Origin of the sequence: Hymenobacter tibetensis, assembly GCF_022827545.1 — a bacterium.
Classification (GTDB): domain Bacteria; phylum Bacteroidota; class Bacteroidia; order Cytophagales; family Hymenobacteraceae; genus Hymenobacter; species Hymenobacter tibetensis.
On the sequence record NZ_CP094669.1, the window covers coordinates 2,372,212 to 2,389,362 of the forward strand.

Below are 17,151 nucleotides of genomic sequence, written 5' to 3' on the forward strand. Positions count from 1 at the left end.
GGGAATCCCATTCCTTCCTGTACGAAAATGGACAGAGCTATTTCAACTTCCACCCAGAACCGTCGCCAGCGCCGTACGTGGCTGCTTGGCGCGGGGGCACTACTGCTGCTAGTCGCTTGCTTGTTTGCGTTTCGCAACGTGCTAAAGCCCACCCTGGAACGCAACGCCATTCTGACCGCCAAAGTGGAAACCGGTGACGTAGAAGCCTCCCTCACGGCGGCGGGTGTGGTCATTCCGGCCCACGAGGCCGTGATTACCAGCCCCATCCAAAGCACCATCCGGCAGGTAACGGTGGCGGTAGGCAGCAAGGTGCTGCCGGGCCAGACTATCTTGGAACTCGATAAAGAGCAAACCACGTCGGCGCTGGCCAAGCTGCAAGACGAGCAGCAGCAGAACCGCAACAAGAACAGCCAACTCCAGCTCAGTCTGGAAAAAGCCCTGAACGACCTTCGCTCCCAGGAGCAGGTGCAGCTAGTGCGGGTCCGCAGCTTGCAATCAGCTTTGCGCGACGAGCAGTACCTGCTGAAGATTGGGGGAGGCACCTCGGAGAGCGTGCGCCAAGCCGAGTTGAACCTGAAAATAGCGCAGCTAGAACTGAAGCGGCTGGGTGAGCAAATCCGCAACCAGCGCGCCGCCAACGTGGCCGATGTGCGGGAGCTGGGCTTCACCATGCAGATTCAAGACCGCAGCATTGCCGAGCTGGCGGGTAAACTGGCCCAGGCCAACATCAGCAGCCAGCAACCCGGCGTGCTGACCTGGGTGAACGAAGACTTGGGTACCACGGTGCAGGCCGGCGACCCGCTAGCCCGCGTAGCCGACCTGAGCCGCTTCCGGGTGCGGGCCACCATTTCCGACGCCTACGCCGACGCCCTGCACCTCGGTGACCCGGTGGTAATCCGCATCAACGACACCGATTTGCGCGGTGCCGTGAGTACCGTGAGCCCCGCTATAGAAAAAGGCGTGGTGACCTTCTACGCCACCCTGGCACAAGACCACCACCCGGCACTCCGCTCCAACCTTCGGGCCGATGTCTTTGTGGTGACCAAGGCCCATCACAACGTGGTTCGGGTGAAAAACGGACCGTTCTACCAAGGCGGCAAAGAACAGCCAGTGTTCGTGGTGCGCGATGGTAAGGCCACGCGGCGCGTGGTGCAGTTCGGCGACAGTAACCTGAATTTCGTGGAAATCATTGGGGGCCTGCGCCCCGGCGAGGAAGTGGTGGTGTCGGACATGAAGGAGCACCTCGAAACGCCCGAACTCACCCTCACTGAATAAGTTTTCCAGCGCCCTACTCTCTAGCTATTTCCAACGCTTTTCTCTGCCTTCCATGCTGTATTTCCGCTCTTTAACCGCCACGCTGCTACTGTCCGCTGCAGTGTTATCCTTCGCGCCGGCCCAAGCTCAAACGCCCGGTTTCACCTCTTACCAGCAGTTCAGCGACTCCTTGGCTGCGCAGTTCAACCGCGGTGACTTCAAGGCAACGGAGGCATACGGCAGTGCGGCACTGCGCCGGTTGGAGCCAGCCGGGAGCATGGCGACGTACCTCGCAGGCTTGAAAAACAAAACGGGCCGTGTGCTAGCCTCCGTAGCGCTGAAAGAGCAAGGCAAGCACCACGAGTTTGAGTGGCGCGGCGAAAAGCAAAACCTGCGTGTGCGCCTGATTTCGCCAGCCCCCGGCATCATTGATGACTACACGATTTCGGATTTCATTGCGCAGCCTACAGCCCGCACCGCTCCCGTCCTGACCGACAACCAGCTGAAAAGCTCCCTGGATGCGGCCGTGCATCGCGCAGCTAGCCTCTACATGCAGCACCCCGATGCTGCGGGCTTGTCCATCGGCATCTACCAGCAAGGCAAATTAGCCTTCTACAACTACGGGGAAGTGGAAAAGGGCTCCGGCCGGCTGCCTACTTCTGCCACGTACTACGATATGGGTTCGGTGGCAAAAACCTTCGTGGGGACGCTGCTGGCCCAGGCCGTATTAGATAAAAAGCTGAAGCTGACCGATGACATCCGGCAGTATTTGCCGGGGCAGTACCCCAACCTGGCGTTTGAGGGCCAGCCCATTCGGGTACTGGATCTGGCCAACCACACTTCTGGGATGCCTACCACCGCGCGGGTATACAGCTCCGCCATGATCGAGCGCCGGAACCGCATGAACCTGGTGGAAAGAACAGCCTACTACAACCAATACTCTGCCGACAGCCTGCTGCGCGACATGCACAACTTCCAGCTCACCACGAAGCCGGGCACCACCTACCGCTACAATGGGGTGGCCATGTTGGTGCTGCAATTGCTGCTGGAACGTGCGTACCAGCAGCCCTACGAGCAGCTCGTGACGCGCTACGTGCAAAGCCGCTTCGGCATGTCGGACACGAAGCGGGTGCTCTCTGTTGCCGAGCACCAGCGCTACGCCACTGGGTACGATGGGCGCCAGCAGCCGCAGCAGCACCCCAACTACACGGGGTATTGGGGCGGACCGAACCTAAGCTCCACTGCCGCCGACTTGCTGAAATACGCCGCCGCCAACCTCACGGAGCGCGAGCCTGCTATGCGCCTAGCGCACCAGCGCACCTCCACCGCCGATGCCGAACCGGGTATGGGGCTGGGGTGGATGCTCGACAAGGACAGCAACGGAAGCCGCCGCATCTACCACGATGGCAAGTCGATTGGTTTCAACACCCGCTTCGTGCTGTATCCTGAGCAGGGCGTGGGCATTGTGCTGCTAGTAAACGAGAACATCAGCCAGAGCCGCCTCACCGAGATGGAGCAAATGCTGAAGCAGGAACTGCCCCCGCTGGCCAAGCAGAAGTTGGCCGGTCTGGCACACTAGCTTTTGCTGACTTGCTCCTACACCATAGTGAACTTCTATTTCTGCGCGTTATGAAGCCTCTTAATTGCCTGTTGTTACTGCTGCTACACTTCGGGCCCCAGCCTGGCGCTGCCCAATCTTTGGCGAATGAGCTAACCCTAGACCAAGTAATCGAGCTAGCCCTAGCGCAGTCGGCGGTGGCCAAGCAAACCCAAACCAGCCGCGACCAAAGCTACTGGCAGTGGCGCAGCTACCAAGCCGATTACAAGCCCCAACTGGGCCTGCAAGGCGTGGTGCCCGGTTTCAGCCGGGCCGTAACGCCAGTCGTGCAGCCCGACGGCACCACCGACTTCCGGGCCGTGCGCATCAACAACTCCAACCTGGCCCTGACCGCCAGCCAGAACATCGGCCTAACGGGCGGGCAGGTATTCGTGGCCTCCGAAGTGCAGCGCTTCGATGATTTCAACCGCAGTCTGAAGCGCTACAACAACCAGCCCGTGGCCATCGGCCTGACCCAGCCCATTGGCCGGTTCAACTCGTTGCGCTGGGCGCGGCGCATTGAGCCGCTGCGCTACCAGGAAAGCCAGCGGCTGTACGCCGAAGAGCGTGAAACCATTGCCCAGCGCATTACAGAGCTGTATTTTGATGTGTTGCAGCAGCAGGTAAACGCTGAAGTAGCCAGCCAGAACGTGCAAGCCAACCAGGAACTATTACGCCTCGGTAAAGAGCGGCACCAACTCGGCCAGCTTTCTCAGAGCGACCTGCTGCGGCTGGAGCTGAACCTACTCAACGCTCGCCAAGCCATGGCGCAAGGTCAGCTAGATGCCCAGAACGCTGCTGTCAGATTGCAGAGCTATACGGGGGTGCGTCCGCAAACGCTACGCTTGGCCGTACCGGTGGCGGCTCCGCGCTTGGTGGTCCCAACGGGGCAGGCCCTGACAGAAGCCCGGCAAAACCGGAGCGTAGTGCTGGCCTTCAGCCGCCGCTTGTTGGAGGCCGAGCGGGTGGTAGCGCAAGCCCGTGGCACTACCGGTTTCCAGGCCACGCTTTCGGCCAACTTGGGCTACGTAAATCAGGCACCTAACCTCTGGGACACGTACGCAGCCCTGCAAAACCAGCAGCAGGTGCAGCTTACGTTTGCGCTGCCGCTCGTAGACTGGGGACGCCAGAAGGCCATTGTGAAAACCGCCGAGCTGACCCGTCGCCAAGTGCAGATTGATGTCAGCCAGGAGGAGGCCACCTTCGAGCAAACTGTGCAGGTGCAAGCCGGCCAGCTGAGCACCTTGGGGGAGCAACTGTCCCTCGCAACCCTAGCCGATTCCCTGGCCCAACAGCGCTACGCCATTGCCCAGGCTACCTACAAAGTTGGCCGCATCAGCCTCACCGACCTCACCATTGCCTCCGCCGAAAAAGACCAAGCCCGCCGCGCCTACATTCTGGCATTGCGCGCCGCCTGGGTGGCTCATTATCGTCTGCGTGCCCTCACGCTCTACGATTTCGAGCGGCAACTACCACTGGCTGCAAAGTAAAAACGGGCTTAGTGAATGAGGTCGATTGTAGCTTAAAAGAAATTATAGCGACTTACCAGAATCTGCCTTACCTAGGCTGAGTGGACATGAATCTAATAATGACGGCCTTTTGCTGATAGTCGGTTGTAAGTAAGATGCTGTCCACACAGCTCAGCCTGCCGGTAACCTCAACAAGCCCGCTGCTACCGGATTCACCGGTAGCAGCGGGCTTGTTGAGGTTACCGGCAGGCTACTGACATTGTTTAATTGCTGTGCTACAGCATCATTCCGCCCGTGGCTTCCAAGCGCTGGCCATTGAGCCACCGTGCGGCATCCGTGCAGAGGAAGGCGACAATGCCACCGATGTCGTCAGGCTCGGCTACGCGGCCCAGGGCCGTAATCTGGGCCACGTAGGCGCGAATTTCAGGCGTATCCGTCATGGCACCGCCGCCGAATACTGCCCCAGGTGCTACCACATTGGCGGCAATGCCTCGGCTGCCCAACTCCAGGGCCAGGTAGCGGGTGAATACTTCCACCGCTCCTTTCATACTAGCGTAGGCCGAGCTTCCTGCGAAAGCAACCCGCGAGGTACCGGAGGAAATATTAATGATCCGGCCGCCGTCGCGGAGTAGTGGCAACGCCTTCTGGGTGAGGAAGTACACGCCCTTAAAATGAATGTTGAGCATTTCGTCGAACTGCGCCTCGGTGGTTTCAGCAATGGGGGCGCTTAGGCTGGTGCCGGCGTTATTGACAAGAAAATCGAACCGGTCGGTACCGAAAGTATCGGCTAGGGCCGCGGTGACCTGTGCGAAGAACGTATTGAACGTGCTGATGTTGGCGGCATCTAGGGGCAGAGCCACGGCCCGGCGCCCCAGGGCTTCGATTTCGGCTACTACGGCGGCGGCTTCCACCTGCTGGCTGCGGTAGGTCAGGATAACGTCGATGCCTTGTTGGGCTAGTTTAAGGGCCATGTCTTTGCCTAGGCCCCGGCTGCCGCCGGTTACGAGGGCTATTTTGGAGGTGCTCATACGAAGTGCGTTTGTGGTGTTAAGTGAACACGACAAAGGTCTCCCGAGTAGCTTTCCGCAATGTTGTACTCGTCAATCCGCTTTTTGTAGAAATCAAATCGGTACGGCTTCCAGCGTCCGGAAGGCGCCAGGGCTCACGGTGGCATAGCGGCGGAAAAAGTGCGAGAAGTGCGCCACATCCACAAAGCCTAGGCTGTCGGCAATTTCCCAGAGGGTCCAGTCCGTTTGGCGTAGCAACACCTTGGCTTCTTGTGCCAGCCGCCCCCCAATGAGGTCGGTGGTGGTGCGGCCGGTGCTTTCTTTGAGCACTTTGTTGAGGTGGTTGACGTGTACGGCCAGGTGGTCGGCAAAGTCTTTGGCGGTGCGCAGCGGCACGCGTTGCTGGGGCGTGGTGAGCGGGAACTGCCGTTCCAGCAGCTCCACAAAACGCGACGAAAGCCGGGCCGCCGCTGAGTGGGCGGGGTGCAGCGTGGTGGCGGGTTGCCGCTTCTGGCCCAAGTGCAGCAATTCTAGCACGTAGGCCCGCAGGAGGTCGTACTTATGGGCGTAGTCGGAAGCTAGTTCCTCGTGCATCCTGGCGAAAATACTGGTTGCCCGTGCGGCTTCAGCTGGCGTCAGCTGGAAAACGGGGTAGCCATTGGCTTGAAACAGGGGCAGCTCGTCGGGGGCAAGGCCACCGAGAACCGGGAGCAAGAACTCCGCCGTGAAGAGGCAAAAATACCCCTGTTGTGCTTCAGCGGGCCGCCACTGAAACGATATCTTGGGCGTCGAAAATACCAAGGCGTCGGGCTCAATAGCAATGGTTTGATCGGCGTATTCAGCGTGGCTGCGGCTGCGCAACAAGCTGATTTTGTAGAAGGAACGGCAAGGATAAGATGTGGCCGGCTGTAGCTGGGTGGAGTTCCAGAGGTCAGCTAAATCAAACACATTGAAGTGCCCGACTTCGCGCTGAATATCCTGGGGTAGCAGCGTGCTCAGGTCGTGGCCAGTGCAGGGTGCCAACTCTTGGTACAGGGTGCTCAGGGTGGTAGTTGTCATGGCAGCGTTGCTTGTAGAATTCAAAGCATGAGCAACCTAACAGGGCGCCAAAAGTTTGGGAGGCTTGCGGTAGAGCTTCCTACTGTAGCAACTGGTACCAGTTGGTTTAACCTGCCAGACTACAGACAACGCTCTACGCATGCAGTCCTAGTGCCGCGCTGTTCCTTCTGACGCAGGAGGAATCTGAGTGAAGTAAAGTCTTGCACCGAAAGCTGCTGGGGGAGGCCCGTTGGCTGTTATGCTGCTCTTGCCGAAGCATTTCTGCCGCTGCCTAGCTTCTGACATAAAGACAAACCGGTGGTACTGCTTCTGCATGTCCAGCAGGCGGGTCTCTATTTATTAAAAACTGTAGTGCCTACACCTGCTGCTGCGGCACAAGTTGAAAACCGTACAGTCGGTTCTTTATTTTCGAACACACTGTCCGTTTTTGGACAGGATTTGCAGTTGATACAAAGTAATTTTTTGATATAAATAACTGAAACAAAGAACTTTATAAACATGGCACGGCACTTGGCTATACTACTAGGAACCCAGTGCCGGACTGCTTGAAACTGGACACCTTCCCTCGCCACTCTCCTTATCCTGACTGCATACACTCATGGAAAACATCCTCGCTCAAACCACTTCCCGGACACAAGCAACCACTGCGGCACGTTCGGCTACCAGCCAGCCCGTTATTCAATTGCGTGACATCGAGAAGGTGTACCAAACCAAAACCATTGAAACAGTGGCCTTGAACCGGGTGAACCTGACCATCAACAAGGGCGAGTTTGTATCGATTATGGGGCCTTCGGGCTGCGGGAAGTCCACGCTGCTCAGCATCATGGGGCTCCTGGATGAGCCGACGGGCGGCACAATTGAGCTAGATGGCCGGCCGGTGCAGTCGTACTCCGACAAGGAATTGGCTTCATTGCGCAACCACAAAATCGGGTTCGTTTTCCAGAGCTACCACCTCATCAACGACCTCTCGGTGCTCGACAATGTGGAATTACCGCTGCTCTACCGGCCCGGTGTAGGTGGCAAAGAGCGGCGCGAGCGGGCCTACGCTGCCTTGGAAAAAGTGGGATTGGGTGCCCGCACCAACCACTTTCCCAGCCAGCTTTCCGGCGGGCAGCGCCAGCGCGTAGCTATTGCCCGCGCCCTGGCCGGCCGCCCCGAAATTATTCTGGCCGACGAGCCCACCGGCAACCTCGACTCGGTGATGGGCGAGGAAATTATGGACTTGCTGCTGGGCCTCAACCGGCAAGAGGGAACCACCATCGTGATGGTCACACACGACGAGCAGCAGGCCCTGAAAACGCAGCGCCTCATCCGCTTCTTCGACGGCAGCCAAGTGCAGTAAACCCGGTTCCAGTAGCTAGTGCCCCATATCTATTTGATATCCTTCCGAAGATGAAAACCCTCTCCCTTCCGCTTACCGATGCTGCTTTAGTTGCCGCTTGCCGCCAAGGCAACGCTGCCGCTCAAGAGCAACTCTATAGCCGCTTTGCCCCCAAGATGCTGGCCTTGTGCCTCCGCTACATGCGCCACGAGTTCGACGCCGAAGATGCCCTGGCACGCGGCTTCGTGAAAGTGTTTCGCTGCTTGCATCAGTTCGAGGGTAAGGGGAGCCTGGAAGGGTGGGTGCGCCGCATCATGGTGCATGAGTCCCTGAGTATTCTGCGCCGTCGGGAGTCGCTCACGCTCAGCATCGAGGACTGCTACACGGGCCACCTGGCCGCCGACCTGCCTGCCGCCGACGTGGAGCTGCAAGCCGCCGACCTACTGCGCCTAGTGCAGGAACTGCCGGCCGGCTACCGCGCCGTGTTCAATCTGTGCGCGCTGGAAGGCTATTCGCACCCCGAAGTGGCCGGACTGCTGGGCATCTCGGAAGGGACCAGCAAGTCGCAGCTCAGCAAGGCCCGCGCCGTATTGCAGCGCCAGGTTGCAGCCCTGCATTCTTCTTATTCTTCGTCTTCCTACGCCCACGCTCATGTTGCTTAGCTACCTCAAAATCGCCTGGAAGGTCTTGCTGCGCCGCAAGTTCTTCACCTTCATTAGTTTGTTCGGCATCAGCTTCACCCTGATGATTCTGCTGGTGGTATATGCCATGTACGACCATACCGTGGGGCCGCATACCCCCGAGAAAAAGGTGGACCGCCTGCTCTTTATCACCAAGATGGGATTGTGGGCGGAGACTTCGCAAAGCAATTCCAATGTTAGCTACTCGTTTTTGGAGCGGTACGTGCGACCAATGCGCACGCCACAGCTGATTTCAGTGAGTAGCAACGAAGGCTCAGTGGTGGCTTACCCGGGCAACCAAAAGCTTAAGTTAGACCAACGCTATACCGACGGTCAGTTCTGGCAAGTGCTGGATTTCGATTTTGTAGAGGGACGGCCGTATACAATCCGGGAGGTGAAAGAAGCCGCCCACGTGGTGGTCATCAATGAAAACACCGCGCGTCGTTATTTCGGCGCTAGCCGTGGGGTGGTAGGCCGCCGCCTCGAAGCCGACCAGATAGTCTACCAGGTAGTGGGCGTAGTGCGCGATGTGCCAGCCACGCGCTACATCTCGTACGCCGACGTTTGGATGCCTATTACCACCAGCACGGAGGACATACACGACCCTAGCTACCTGGGAAACTGCCATGCCATTTTGCTTGCGCCTACCCCGGCCGCCGTACCGACGGTGGAAGCCGAGTTCAACCGGATAGTGGCGCAGGTGCCGGTTCCTAAAACAGGAGACGGCAAACATTCCTACCAAGAGGTGCGTGTGCATGCCGGGTCTCTGCTCTCGACGTTGGTGCGAGAGGAGTTTGATGAAGATGGCCCCGATGACGGCGTGGCCAAGCTAGCGCGCACATCTGCTGGGTTGGCGTTACTCTTCATGCTGCTACCAGCACTAAGCCTCATAAACGTGAACGTGAGCCGCATCATGGAGCGCAGCTCGGAAATAGGAGTGCGTAAAGCATTTGGAGCTACCCCCCAGATGCTGGTGAAACAGTTCCTGGTAGAGAACATCTTCCTAACCCTACTGGGTGGCATACTCGGGTTGAGTTTAGCGGCGGGGGCACTGTACCTGCTCAATGATAGCAGCCTGATTGCCTACACCACATTCCGCCTGAACTGGCGCATCTTTTTGGCGGCCTTTCTTACCATCGGCTTCTTCGGATTGCTATCCGGAGTGTACCCTGCCTACAAAATGTCAAAACTACGTGCCGTACAGGCGCTTAAAGGAGGAACCAACGTATGATCCGGCACTTATTTACTTTGATTTGGAACCGCAAGCGGGCCAACTTTCTACTCGTTATCGAAATATCTCTGGCTTTTGTAGTGCTGTTTGCGGTAGGAAGCGTGCTGGTATTCAACCAGCAGAACTACCGCGCTCCACTAGGCTTCAGCTACGAGCAAGTGTGGGCGATGAATCTTGATCCAGGGGCCGCCATGCAGTCCGAAGCTGAACGAGCCCGCACCCAGCAACAGATTATGCAGCGCCTGCGCACGCTGCCTGGCGTACGGTTTGTGTCGCACGGAAGCTCTAATCTTCCATTTTTCGACACCCATAACAGCAGTGATTTGAGCAGATCGAAAAAGGGCGACGGAGTGAACCACAATATCTACCAGGTGGATGACGAGCGGCGCGCCGTACTGGATCTGCAACTAAAGGCCGGGCGCTGGTTCGATAAGCGCGATGATGCAACCGAATTTCCTGTGATACTAACGGAGGATTCGCAACAGGAGTTATTCGGCAACGAATCGGCGGTGGGGCAGCGCCTGCACAGTGGCGACCGAGAGCTTAAGGTAGTGGGCGTGGTGGCCAATTTCCGCTCCGACGGCGACCTGAGCGCTCCTAAGCCCGGCGTGTTCACTCGTATCAGTCCCCAAGACACCTCCTTCAACCACCTCTCAACGCTACTCGTGCGCGTGCAGCCGGGAGCGGGAGCGGCTCTGGAAAAGCAGATGACCAAGGAAGCGTTAGCCATTGGCAAAGGCTGGAGTATTGGTGTCACGTCGCTGACAGAGCAGCGCGCCATCCAACTCAAGCAAGCCCTAACCCCAATTGCGGCGCTGGTTATTGTATGTGTATTCTTGGTCGTGAATGTGGCGTTGGGCTTGTTTGGCGTGCTGTGGTACAATATCAGCAAGCGACGCGCCGAAATCGGACTCCGGCGGGCGTTGGGTGCTGGCCGCCAAGCCATCAGCGGACAGTTTCTGGGCGAGGTAATGGTTATTTCCACGCTTGGCTTAGCCTTGGGCCTGGCCGTGGCAGCGCAATTTCCACTGCTTGGGGTGCTGGGGCTAGGGTTGGCGGTGTATGGCCCAGCCATGTTGCTGGCCGTGCTGCTGATTTACATCTTGACGGCTGTATGCGCGCTGTATCCAAGCAGGCTGGCTGCTGGGGTCCATCCGGCTGTGGCTCTGCGGGAAGAATAAGTAGGAATCAATGTGTCTCTGCTACCGGAATGCTCCCCTTGCCCCTATGCCGCTTGATGCGCAGAACAAGAGAGGGGTAAGGCAGTGAGATTCCCCACGCGCCTAAATAGCCAGTGCGCTTACCTTCGTCCTTTCTATTCCTTATGATTCTGATTATTGACGATGACGCGGCGGTACGGATGTCGCTGGGGCTGCTGCTGAAACAGGCCGGCTACCCCACTAAAAGCGTCGCCACCCCCGAAGATGCTTTGCGCATTGTGCAGGAAACGCCGCCGCGCCTGCTGCTCATGGACATGAACTACTCGCTGGATACCTCCGGGCAGGACGGCTTGCGGCTGTTGGGCCAGGTGAAGGAGGTGGCCCCACAGGTACCCGTGATTCTGATTACCGGCTGGGGCTCTATCACGCTGGCGGTGGAAGGCATGAAGGCCGGCGCCGCCGAGTTCGTCACCAAACCCTGGAACAACGACGCGCTACTCCAAACGATTCGCACCATTCTCAGCTTGCAGGAGTCGGAGCCGGAAGTTGAAGCCGGTACGCTTACCCGCCGTCAGCTCGACAAGCAGTACAACTTTCAGGGCATTGTAGGGCAAGATGTACGCCTGCTGCACGTGCTGCGCAACGTGGGCCAGGTAGCCGCCACCGATGCCTCCGTGCTGATTGAGGGCGAATCGGGGACTGGTAAGGAACTGATTGCCGAGGCTGTGCACCACAACAGCCACCGCCGCCGCCAGCCCTTCGTGAAAGTGAACCTGGGTGGCGTGTCCACGTCGTTGTTTGAAAGCGAGATGTTTGGTCACCGGCGCGGCGCCTTCACCGACGCCAAAACCGACCGGATCGGCCGCTTCGAACTAGCCAACGGCGGCACCATCTTTCTGGACGAGATAGGCGAACTAGACCTGAGCAGCCAAGTGAAACTGCTCCGCGTGTTGCAAGACCGCACCTACGAAGTGCTCGGTGACAGCAAGCCCCGCCGCCTCGACATTCGGGTGATATGCGCCACCAACCGCAACTTGGCCGAGATGGTGCAGCAGGGCCGCTTCCGCGAAGATTTGTTTTACCGCATCAACCTAATTACCGTACGCCTACCGGCCCTGCGCGAGCGGCCGCAAGATATTCCGCTGCTGGTGCAGCACTTCGTGGACGGGCTGCGTGCTACCTACAACCGGCCGGCCCTGAAAGTGGGCACTCGTGCTCAGCACTGGCTGCAGGAACAGCTGCTGCCGGGCAACATCCGGGAGCTAAAAAACCTAGTGGAGCGGGCCGTGCTGGTAAGTGGCAAAGACGAACTGGGGCCCGAGGATTTTCAGTCTCAAACGCAGCGCGTACCCGTCCGTGCCCCCGAGCCCGGCGAGTTGCCCGAGCCCGGCACCATGACGCTTGACGAACTGGAAGCACAAATGATTCGGCGCACATTAGAGCATTACGGCGGCAACATCAGCCGCGTGGCGAAGGCCTTGGGGTTGAGCCGTGGCGCCCTCTATCGCCGCCTGGAAAAATACGCCATTCCGTTTGATGCGGAGTAGGAGAGAGGCGCGAGTTAAAATACTAGCTAAGGAGGGGTTGGGGGCAGTAAAGTTGTTGGAACGATAACTAGTTCTGGTTTTCTAACTCTAGCCAACCACCCCCAACCCCTGCTTGAAAAAAGGAGGGGAGCTTTCTTCTTTCTGGCCTTAGCTTAGCTCTCCGTCAGCTACCCCGCCCACATGTCCCTACGCGTCAAGTTTGTTTTGTTTGTTGTCATTATCCATGCTGTGCTGATTGTGTTGGCGGTGCAGGTGGTACGCACCAACGCCCCGTTGTTTGTGGGGCTGGAGGTGCTGTTGCTGGTGAGCATCGTCCTCACGGTGCAGCTGTATAAGGGGTTCGTGCGGCCGTTTCACCTCATTGCGGCGGGCACGGAAGCTATTCAGGCCAAAGACTTCTCGATGAAGTTTGTACCCGTCGGCCAGCGGGAAATGGATCAGCTGATTGACGTGTACAACCAGATGATTGACGAGCTGCGCCGGGAGCGGGTAACGCAACACGAAAAAAGCTTCCTGCTCGAAAGTCTCATCCAAGCCTCGCCGGCCGGGGTATTGCTCCTGACCTTCGATGGCTACATTGAAGGGGTGAACCCTGCGGCGGAGCGCATGCTCGGCTTGCCGGCTTCCGGTCTGCTCGGTCTGCCGCCCGCCCAGTTGCCCGGCGACTGGGGCATCGCACTCGGAAGTATTTCCGAGCAAGAACCGCAGGTGGTACGGCTATCCGGCATCCAAACGTACCGGGCGCATTGCTCGCACTTCGTGGATCGGGGGTTTACGCGGCACTTTATTGTGCTGGAAGAACTGACCCAGGATTTGATTCGGCAGGAAAAACAGGCCTACGAGAAGCTGATTCGGATGATGTCGCACGAAATCAACAACTCTATCGGTGCCATTAACTCCATCCTGCAAACCTTCCACTACTACGCTCCCCAACTCAGCCCCGACGACCAGCCTGATTTCACCGAGGCGCTGGACGTATCCATCAACCGCAATACGCACCTAGCCAATTTCATTGCCAACTTCGCGAACCTCGTGCGCCTGCCGCTACCCGTTCGGCACTTAACGGATGTGCATGAGCTACTGCGAAACGCCGAGCGGCTTTTGCACGTGCAGTGCGAGCGGCGGCACATCCGCTGGCATCAGGAGCTGGCACTAGGCCCGCTGCTTGTCTCATTGGATGCGCAGCAACTAGAACAAGCTTTGCTCAATATCTGCAAGAATGCCCTCGAAGCCATTGACGATGCTGGAAACGTGTGGGTACGCACCGAGCAAAGCCCCCCGCAGCTCGTTATCGAAAACGACGGCCCCGGCATTCCACCCGACGTGCAGCGCCACCTGTTTACGCCCTTCTTCAGTACCAAGCGCGACGGCCAGGGCATCGGCCTCACCCTTATCCGCGACATTCTCTTGCAGCATGATTTCACCTTCAGCCTTGAAACGCAAGCAAGTGGCAGAACTGCCTTTACCATCAATTTTTAAAGCGTATCAAGCCTAATTACAACTAAAAGACCCTTGCTCACTTTAAAGAGCAAGGGCCTTTTAGCTGGGTTATCGTTTCACCGGCGGTTTCCTGACGGGCGGTTTGCCAGCTGGAGTTGTGCCCTCGGATACCATTTGTCCGTTGCGGAACGTCTTCTTTTCCTGCACTTTGGTGCCATCTGCCTCAAAGTAGCTCCATACGCCGGTTTCCTTGCCGTTGCGGAAGGTGCCGCTAACCGCCAGGGTGCCATCCTCGCGGAGCTGCCGGAAAGCCCCGGTTTTCAGCCCTTTTACGTACAGGGTTTCCACTTTCACCTTTCCCGACTCATAGAACTCCTGGCCCTGGCCGTTGGGTTTGCCGTTTTCGTATACCACTTTGCTTTGCAGGGTTCCGATAGGGTAGTAGCTAAGCTTTTCGCCAGTCAACCGGCCATTTGCGTACGTTTCCTGGGTGGCTACCTGCTTTCCACCCGGATGGAACGTGCGCCACACGCCCGCAGGCAGGTTGTTTTTGTATTGCTGCTCGGCACTCGGGAACCCATCCTCGAAGTACGTGGTGATTTTACGGTCGCGGGCTTGGTTGGCGTATTCTATCTTCTGCTGCACCTTGCCCGACTCGTAGAAATCCTGCTGGGTGCCAATCAGGGTTCCTTGGCGGTAGGTTTGGGTGCTTTTAAGCGCCCCGCTTTCGTAGTACGACTTGGCGGGACCATCGAGGTTGGAGCTACCCCCGGTTAGATTGCGGGCTTGCTTGGTGAGGTCGTCGCCGAGGGGGTTTTTTACGGCCCGGCCCGCAAAGTTGCCCGCTACCGATGTGCCTTCGGTGCGGAGCTTGCCGGAGCGGTAATAGCTGCGGTAGGTGCCTTTGCCGTTTTTGTCGGTTAGTACCTCGGTTTCCACCTGGCCGTTGTCGTAATAGGTTTTGAAGGGGCCCGCCAACAAGCCCTTCGCGAAGGTGGCTTCGCTTTGCAACTGGCCGGTTTCGTAGTAGGTTTTCACGGGGCCATTAGCTTGCCCATTTTGATAGGTGATTTCCACCTTGGTCTTGCCCGATGGGTACACTTCCCGAACCGGGCCACTCGGTTGCCCGTTGGCAAGAGTGGTTTCCATCTTCACTCGCCCATCGGGATACAAGTAGCGCAGCTGGCCGGTGGGCTGGTCGTTTTCGTAGGTGCCTTCCTGGGCTAATTTCCCGGTTTCGTAGTAGGTTTTGAAAGGGCCTTGGCGCACCCCGTCACTGTATGTTACTTCCAAGCGCCGGCCGCCGTTCGGATGAAATTCCACGTACGCTGAATCGCGCTTGCCGCCGGTGTAGCGAGTTTGAGCTTCCAGCTTGCCGGAGCGGTAAAACCGCTTGTATGGGCCTTCCATCACCGTGTCGCTGGCCACGATAGCCGAGTAGATTTCGCGCTTGCGGGTGTTGGTTGAGTCGAAATAGGTGGTGAAGCGCCGCAGCTTTTGAGCGTGTGCGGCGGTAGTGGAGAGGAGGAACAGAAAAAGCGTAATTCGTTTCATGATGGCAAGAACGTACGAAAACTCGGCAAAGTGCATAAGCCAGTGCCACAGCTGATTTCGTGCCATAAGTATTCGGCTGGCATTATGCAAGCGGCCTAGACGCAGGCCATTGGCCACGCGCCACCTAGTGTTCAGCTGCAACCTACGGCGCGGCCAAGACGGACTTGCACCCGTATACCACCCGAAACCAGCGTGCCCGCACGGCAACGTACAAGCGACTACCTCCTTGCTAACAGTAGCAGGCCAGCCCTAACGCCTCTCGTAGGAGAAGCATCACGACTGGCCTGCACTTGCACTGGTTGTTTCCTAAGTCACGCGTTGCACTACGCGGCGCGTGGTTGCTTTCGGAGGTATTCGCTACGCGAACATCGGCTCCGCGTCCTTGGTTGGGAGTACGGTTTTGCCCATCAGGAACTTGTCGACTTGCCGGGCAGCTTCCCGGCCTTCCGAAATGGCCCACACCACCAACGACTGTCCGCGCCGCATATCTCCGGCGGCAAAAACCCGCGCCACGCTGGTCTGGTACGTTTTTTCAGTGGCCTGCACGTTGCCGCGGCCATCAAGCGCCACTCCAAACTGCTGCAGCATGCCGTTGGCTTGCGGATGCAGGAACCCCATAGCCAGGAAAATACGCTGGCAAGGTACTTCCCGCTCCGAACCCTCGATTTCCTGGAACTTCATAGGCCGGCCCAAGACATCCGTTTCCCAGGTCACATCAGAAATGCGCAAGGCCCGCAAGTTGCCGTTTTCGTCGCTCAAAAACTCTTTGGTATTAACGCCCCAGTACCGCTGGCATCCTTCTTCGTGCGAGGAAGTGGTTTTCAGTACCATCGGATAGTTCGGCCACGGCATGTGAGCAGTGCGCTCTTTGGGAGGTTGCGCCAGCAGCTCGAACTGCGTAACGGAAGCCGCGCCCTGGCGGTTGGAGGTACCTACGCAGTCGGAACCGGTGTCGCCGCCGCCAATCACAATAACATCCTGGCCGGTTACCACAATGGGCTCCTGCTCTACGGGCAACGAACTCACTCGTTTGTTTTGCTGCTTCAGGAAATCCATGGCAAAGTGAATGCCGGGCAGCTCGCGGCCAGGCAGCGGCAAGTCGCGCGGGATAGTGGAGCCACCCGTTAGCACCACCGCATCAAACCCATTAAGCAGGGCGTCGGCGGGCATGTCTTTGCCTATCTCGGTGTTGCAGCGGAACTGGATGCCTTCTTCCTCCAGCAAGCTGATGCGCCGCTCTACCACCCACTTCTCTAGCTTGAAATCGGGGATGCCGTAGCGCAGCAAGCCACCGGGCTTGTCGTCGCGCTCAAACACCGTTACGCTGTGACCGGCCTTGTTGAGCTGCGCCGCTGCCGCCAAACCTGCCGGCCCGGAGCCTACCACCGCCACCGATTTACCTGACTTCAATAGCGGTGCCGAAGGCCGGACGAGTCCTTTTTGAAAAGCAGTTTCAATGATGTGCTTCTCAATCTCCTCGATGGCCACTGGTGGCCGGTTGATGCCCAACACGCAAGCTGATTCGCAGGGTGCCGGACAAATGCGGCCAGTGAATTCCGGGAAGTTGTTGGTGGAAATCAGAACGCGGTAGGCTTCCTCCCAATCTTGCCGATATACCGCGTCGTTGAACTCCGGAATGATGTTGCCCAGCGGACAGCCCGAATGACAAAAGGGTACCCCACAGTCCATACATCGGGCGGCCTGGTGGTTGAGCTGCTCGGGCGGATACAGCCCGACAAACTCTTTATAGTTTGTAATACGATCCTGCGGGGCCACCTTGGCCGGTAGCTCCCGGTCGAATTGTTTGAATCCGGTGACGTGTCCCATGACGT

At 58.1% G+C, this 17,151-nt stretch carries 13 protein-coding genes; 9 read left to right on the forward strand and 4 right to left on the reverse strand.

From position 1 onward, the window contains the following. Positions 1-27: 27 nt before the first annotated feature. Genes MTX78_RS09390 through MTX78_RS09400 form a run of 3 tightly spaced genes read left to right on the forward strand, consistent with a single transcriptional unit; the run spans position 28 to position 4,341 of the window. The gene (locus tag MTX78_RS09390; RefSeq protein ID WP_243802007.1) at positions 28-1,275 is read left to right on the forward strand and encodes an efflux RND transporter periplasmic adaptor subunit; all 1,248 of its coding nucleotides are present in this window, start codon (positions 28-30) and stop codon (positions 1,273-1,275) included. Between the two features lie 52 nt (positions 1,276-1,327). Beyond that, on the forward strand, positions 1,328-2,833 hold the full coding sequence (locus tag MTX78_RS09395; RefSeq protein ID WP_243802009.1) for a serine hydrolase domain-containing protein: 1,506 nt from the start codon (positions 1,328-1,330) through the stop codon (positions 2,831-2,833). A 50-nt stretch (positions 2,834-2,883) separates the two neighbouring features. Continuing rightward, entirely contained in the window at positions 2,884-4,341 is a 1,458-nt protein-coding gene (locus MTX78_RS09400; RefSeq protein WP_243802011.1) for a TolC family protein, read from the forward strand. Between the two features lie 254 nt (positions 4,342-4,595). Here MTX78_RS09400 and MTX78_RS09405 read toward each other — a convergent pair whose 3' ends face one another. Together MTX78_RS09405 and MTX78_RS09410 are read right to left on the reverse strand one after the other, a co-directional pair. Then, positions 4,596-5,348: an SDR family NAD(P)-dependent oxidoreductase gene (locus MTX78_RS09405; RefSeq protein ID WP_243802013.1), complete on the reverse strand. Its 753-nt coding sequence runs from the start codon at positions 5,346-5,348 to the stop codon at positions 4,596-4,598. A 93-nt stretch (positions 5,349-5,441) separates the two neighbouring features. Beyond that, a complete protein-coding gene (locus MTX78_RS09410) occupies positions 5,442-6,386 on the reverse strand; it encodes a helix-turn-helix domain-containing protein (RefSeq protein WP_243802014.1) in 945 nt (314 codons plus the stop codon). A gap of 598 nt (positions 6,387-6,984) precedes the next feature. Here MTX78_RS09410 and MTX78_RS09415 point away from each other — a divergent pair. From MTX78_RS09415 to MTX78_RS09440, 6 genes are all read left to right on the forward strand, one after another. Beyond that, positions 6,985-7,728: an ABC transporter ATP-binding protein gene (locus MTX78_RS09415; RefSeq protein ID WP_243802016.1), complete on the forward strand. Its 744-nt coding sequence runs from the start codon at positions 6,985-6,987 to the stop codon at positions 7,726-7,728. 50 nt (positions 7,729-7,778) lie between these two features. After that, positions 7,779-8,369 carry an RNA polymerase sigma factor gene (locus tag MTX78_RS09420; protein WP_243802018.1) on the forward strand — a complete coding sequence of 197 codons (591 nt, stop codon included), beginning with the start codon at positions 7,779-7,781 and terminating at the stop codon, positions 8,367-8,369. Next, entirely contained in the window at positions 8,359-9,618 is a 1,260-nt protein-coding gene (locus tag MTX78_RS09425) for an ABC transporter permease (protein ID WP_243802020.1), read from the forward strand. Before MTX78_RS09420 ends, MTX78_RS09425 begins: the two co-directional genes overlap by 11 nt. Continuing rightward, positions 9,615-10,799, forward strand: a complete 1,185-nt coding sequence (locus tag MTX78_RS09430) for an FtsX-like permease family protein (protein WP_243802021.1) — start codon at positions 9,615-9,617, stop codon at positions 10,797-10,799. Before MTX78_RS09425 ends, MTX78_RS09430 begins: the two co-directional genes overlap by 4 nt. A gap of 143 nt (positions 10,800-10,942) precedes the next feature. After that, positions 10,943-12,325 (forward strand): sigma-54-dependent transcriptional regulator, encoded by a 1,383-nt coding sequence (locus MTX78_RS09435; RefSeq protein ID WP_243802022.1) that lies wholly within the window; start codon positions 10,943-10,945, stop codon positions 12,323-12,325. A 180-nt stretch (positions 12,326-12,505) separates the two neighbouring features. Next, on the forward strand, positions 12,506-13,804 hold the full coding sequence (locus MTX78_RS09440; RefSeq protein ID WP_243802024.1) for a sensor histidine kinase: 1,299 nt from the start codon (positions 12,506-12,508) through the stop codon (positions 13,802-13,804). Positions 13,805-13,873: 69 nt separating this feature from the next. Here the strand turns inward: MTX78_RS09440 and MTX78_RS09445 are convergent, their stop codons facing one another. Both MTX78_RS09445 and MTX78_RS09450 read right to left on the reverse strand, forming a co-directional pair. Continuing rightward, entirely contained in the window at positions 13,874-15,319 is a 1,446-nt protein-coding gene (locus tag MTX78_RS09445; protein WP_243802026.1) for a toxin-antitoxin system YwqK family antitoxin, read from the reverse strand. Positions 15,320-15,676: 357 nt separating this feature from the next. After that, complete coding sequence (locus MTX78_RS09450) at positions 15,677-17,146, reverse strand: glutamate synthase subunit beta (protein WP_243802028.1); 1,470 nt, start codon at positions 17,144-17,146, stop codon at positions 15,677-15,679. Between the last annotated feature and the right edge of the window lie 5 nt (positions 17,147-17,151).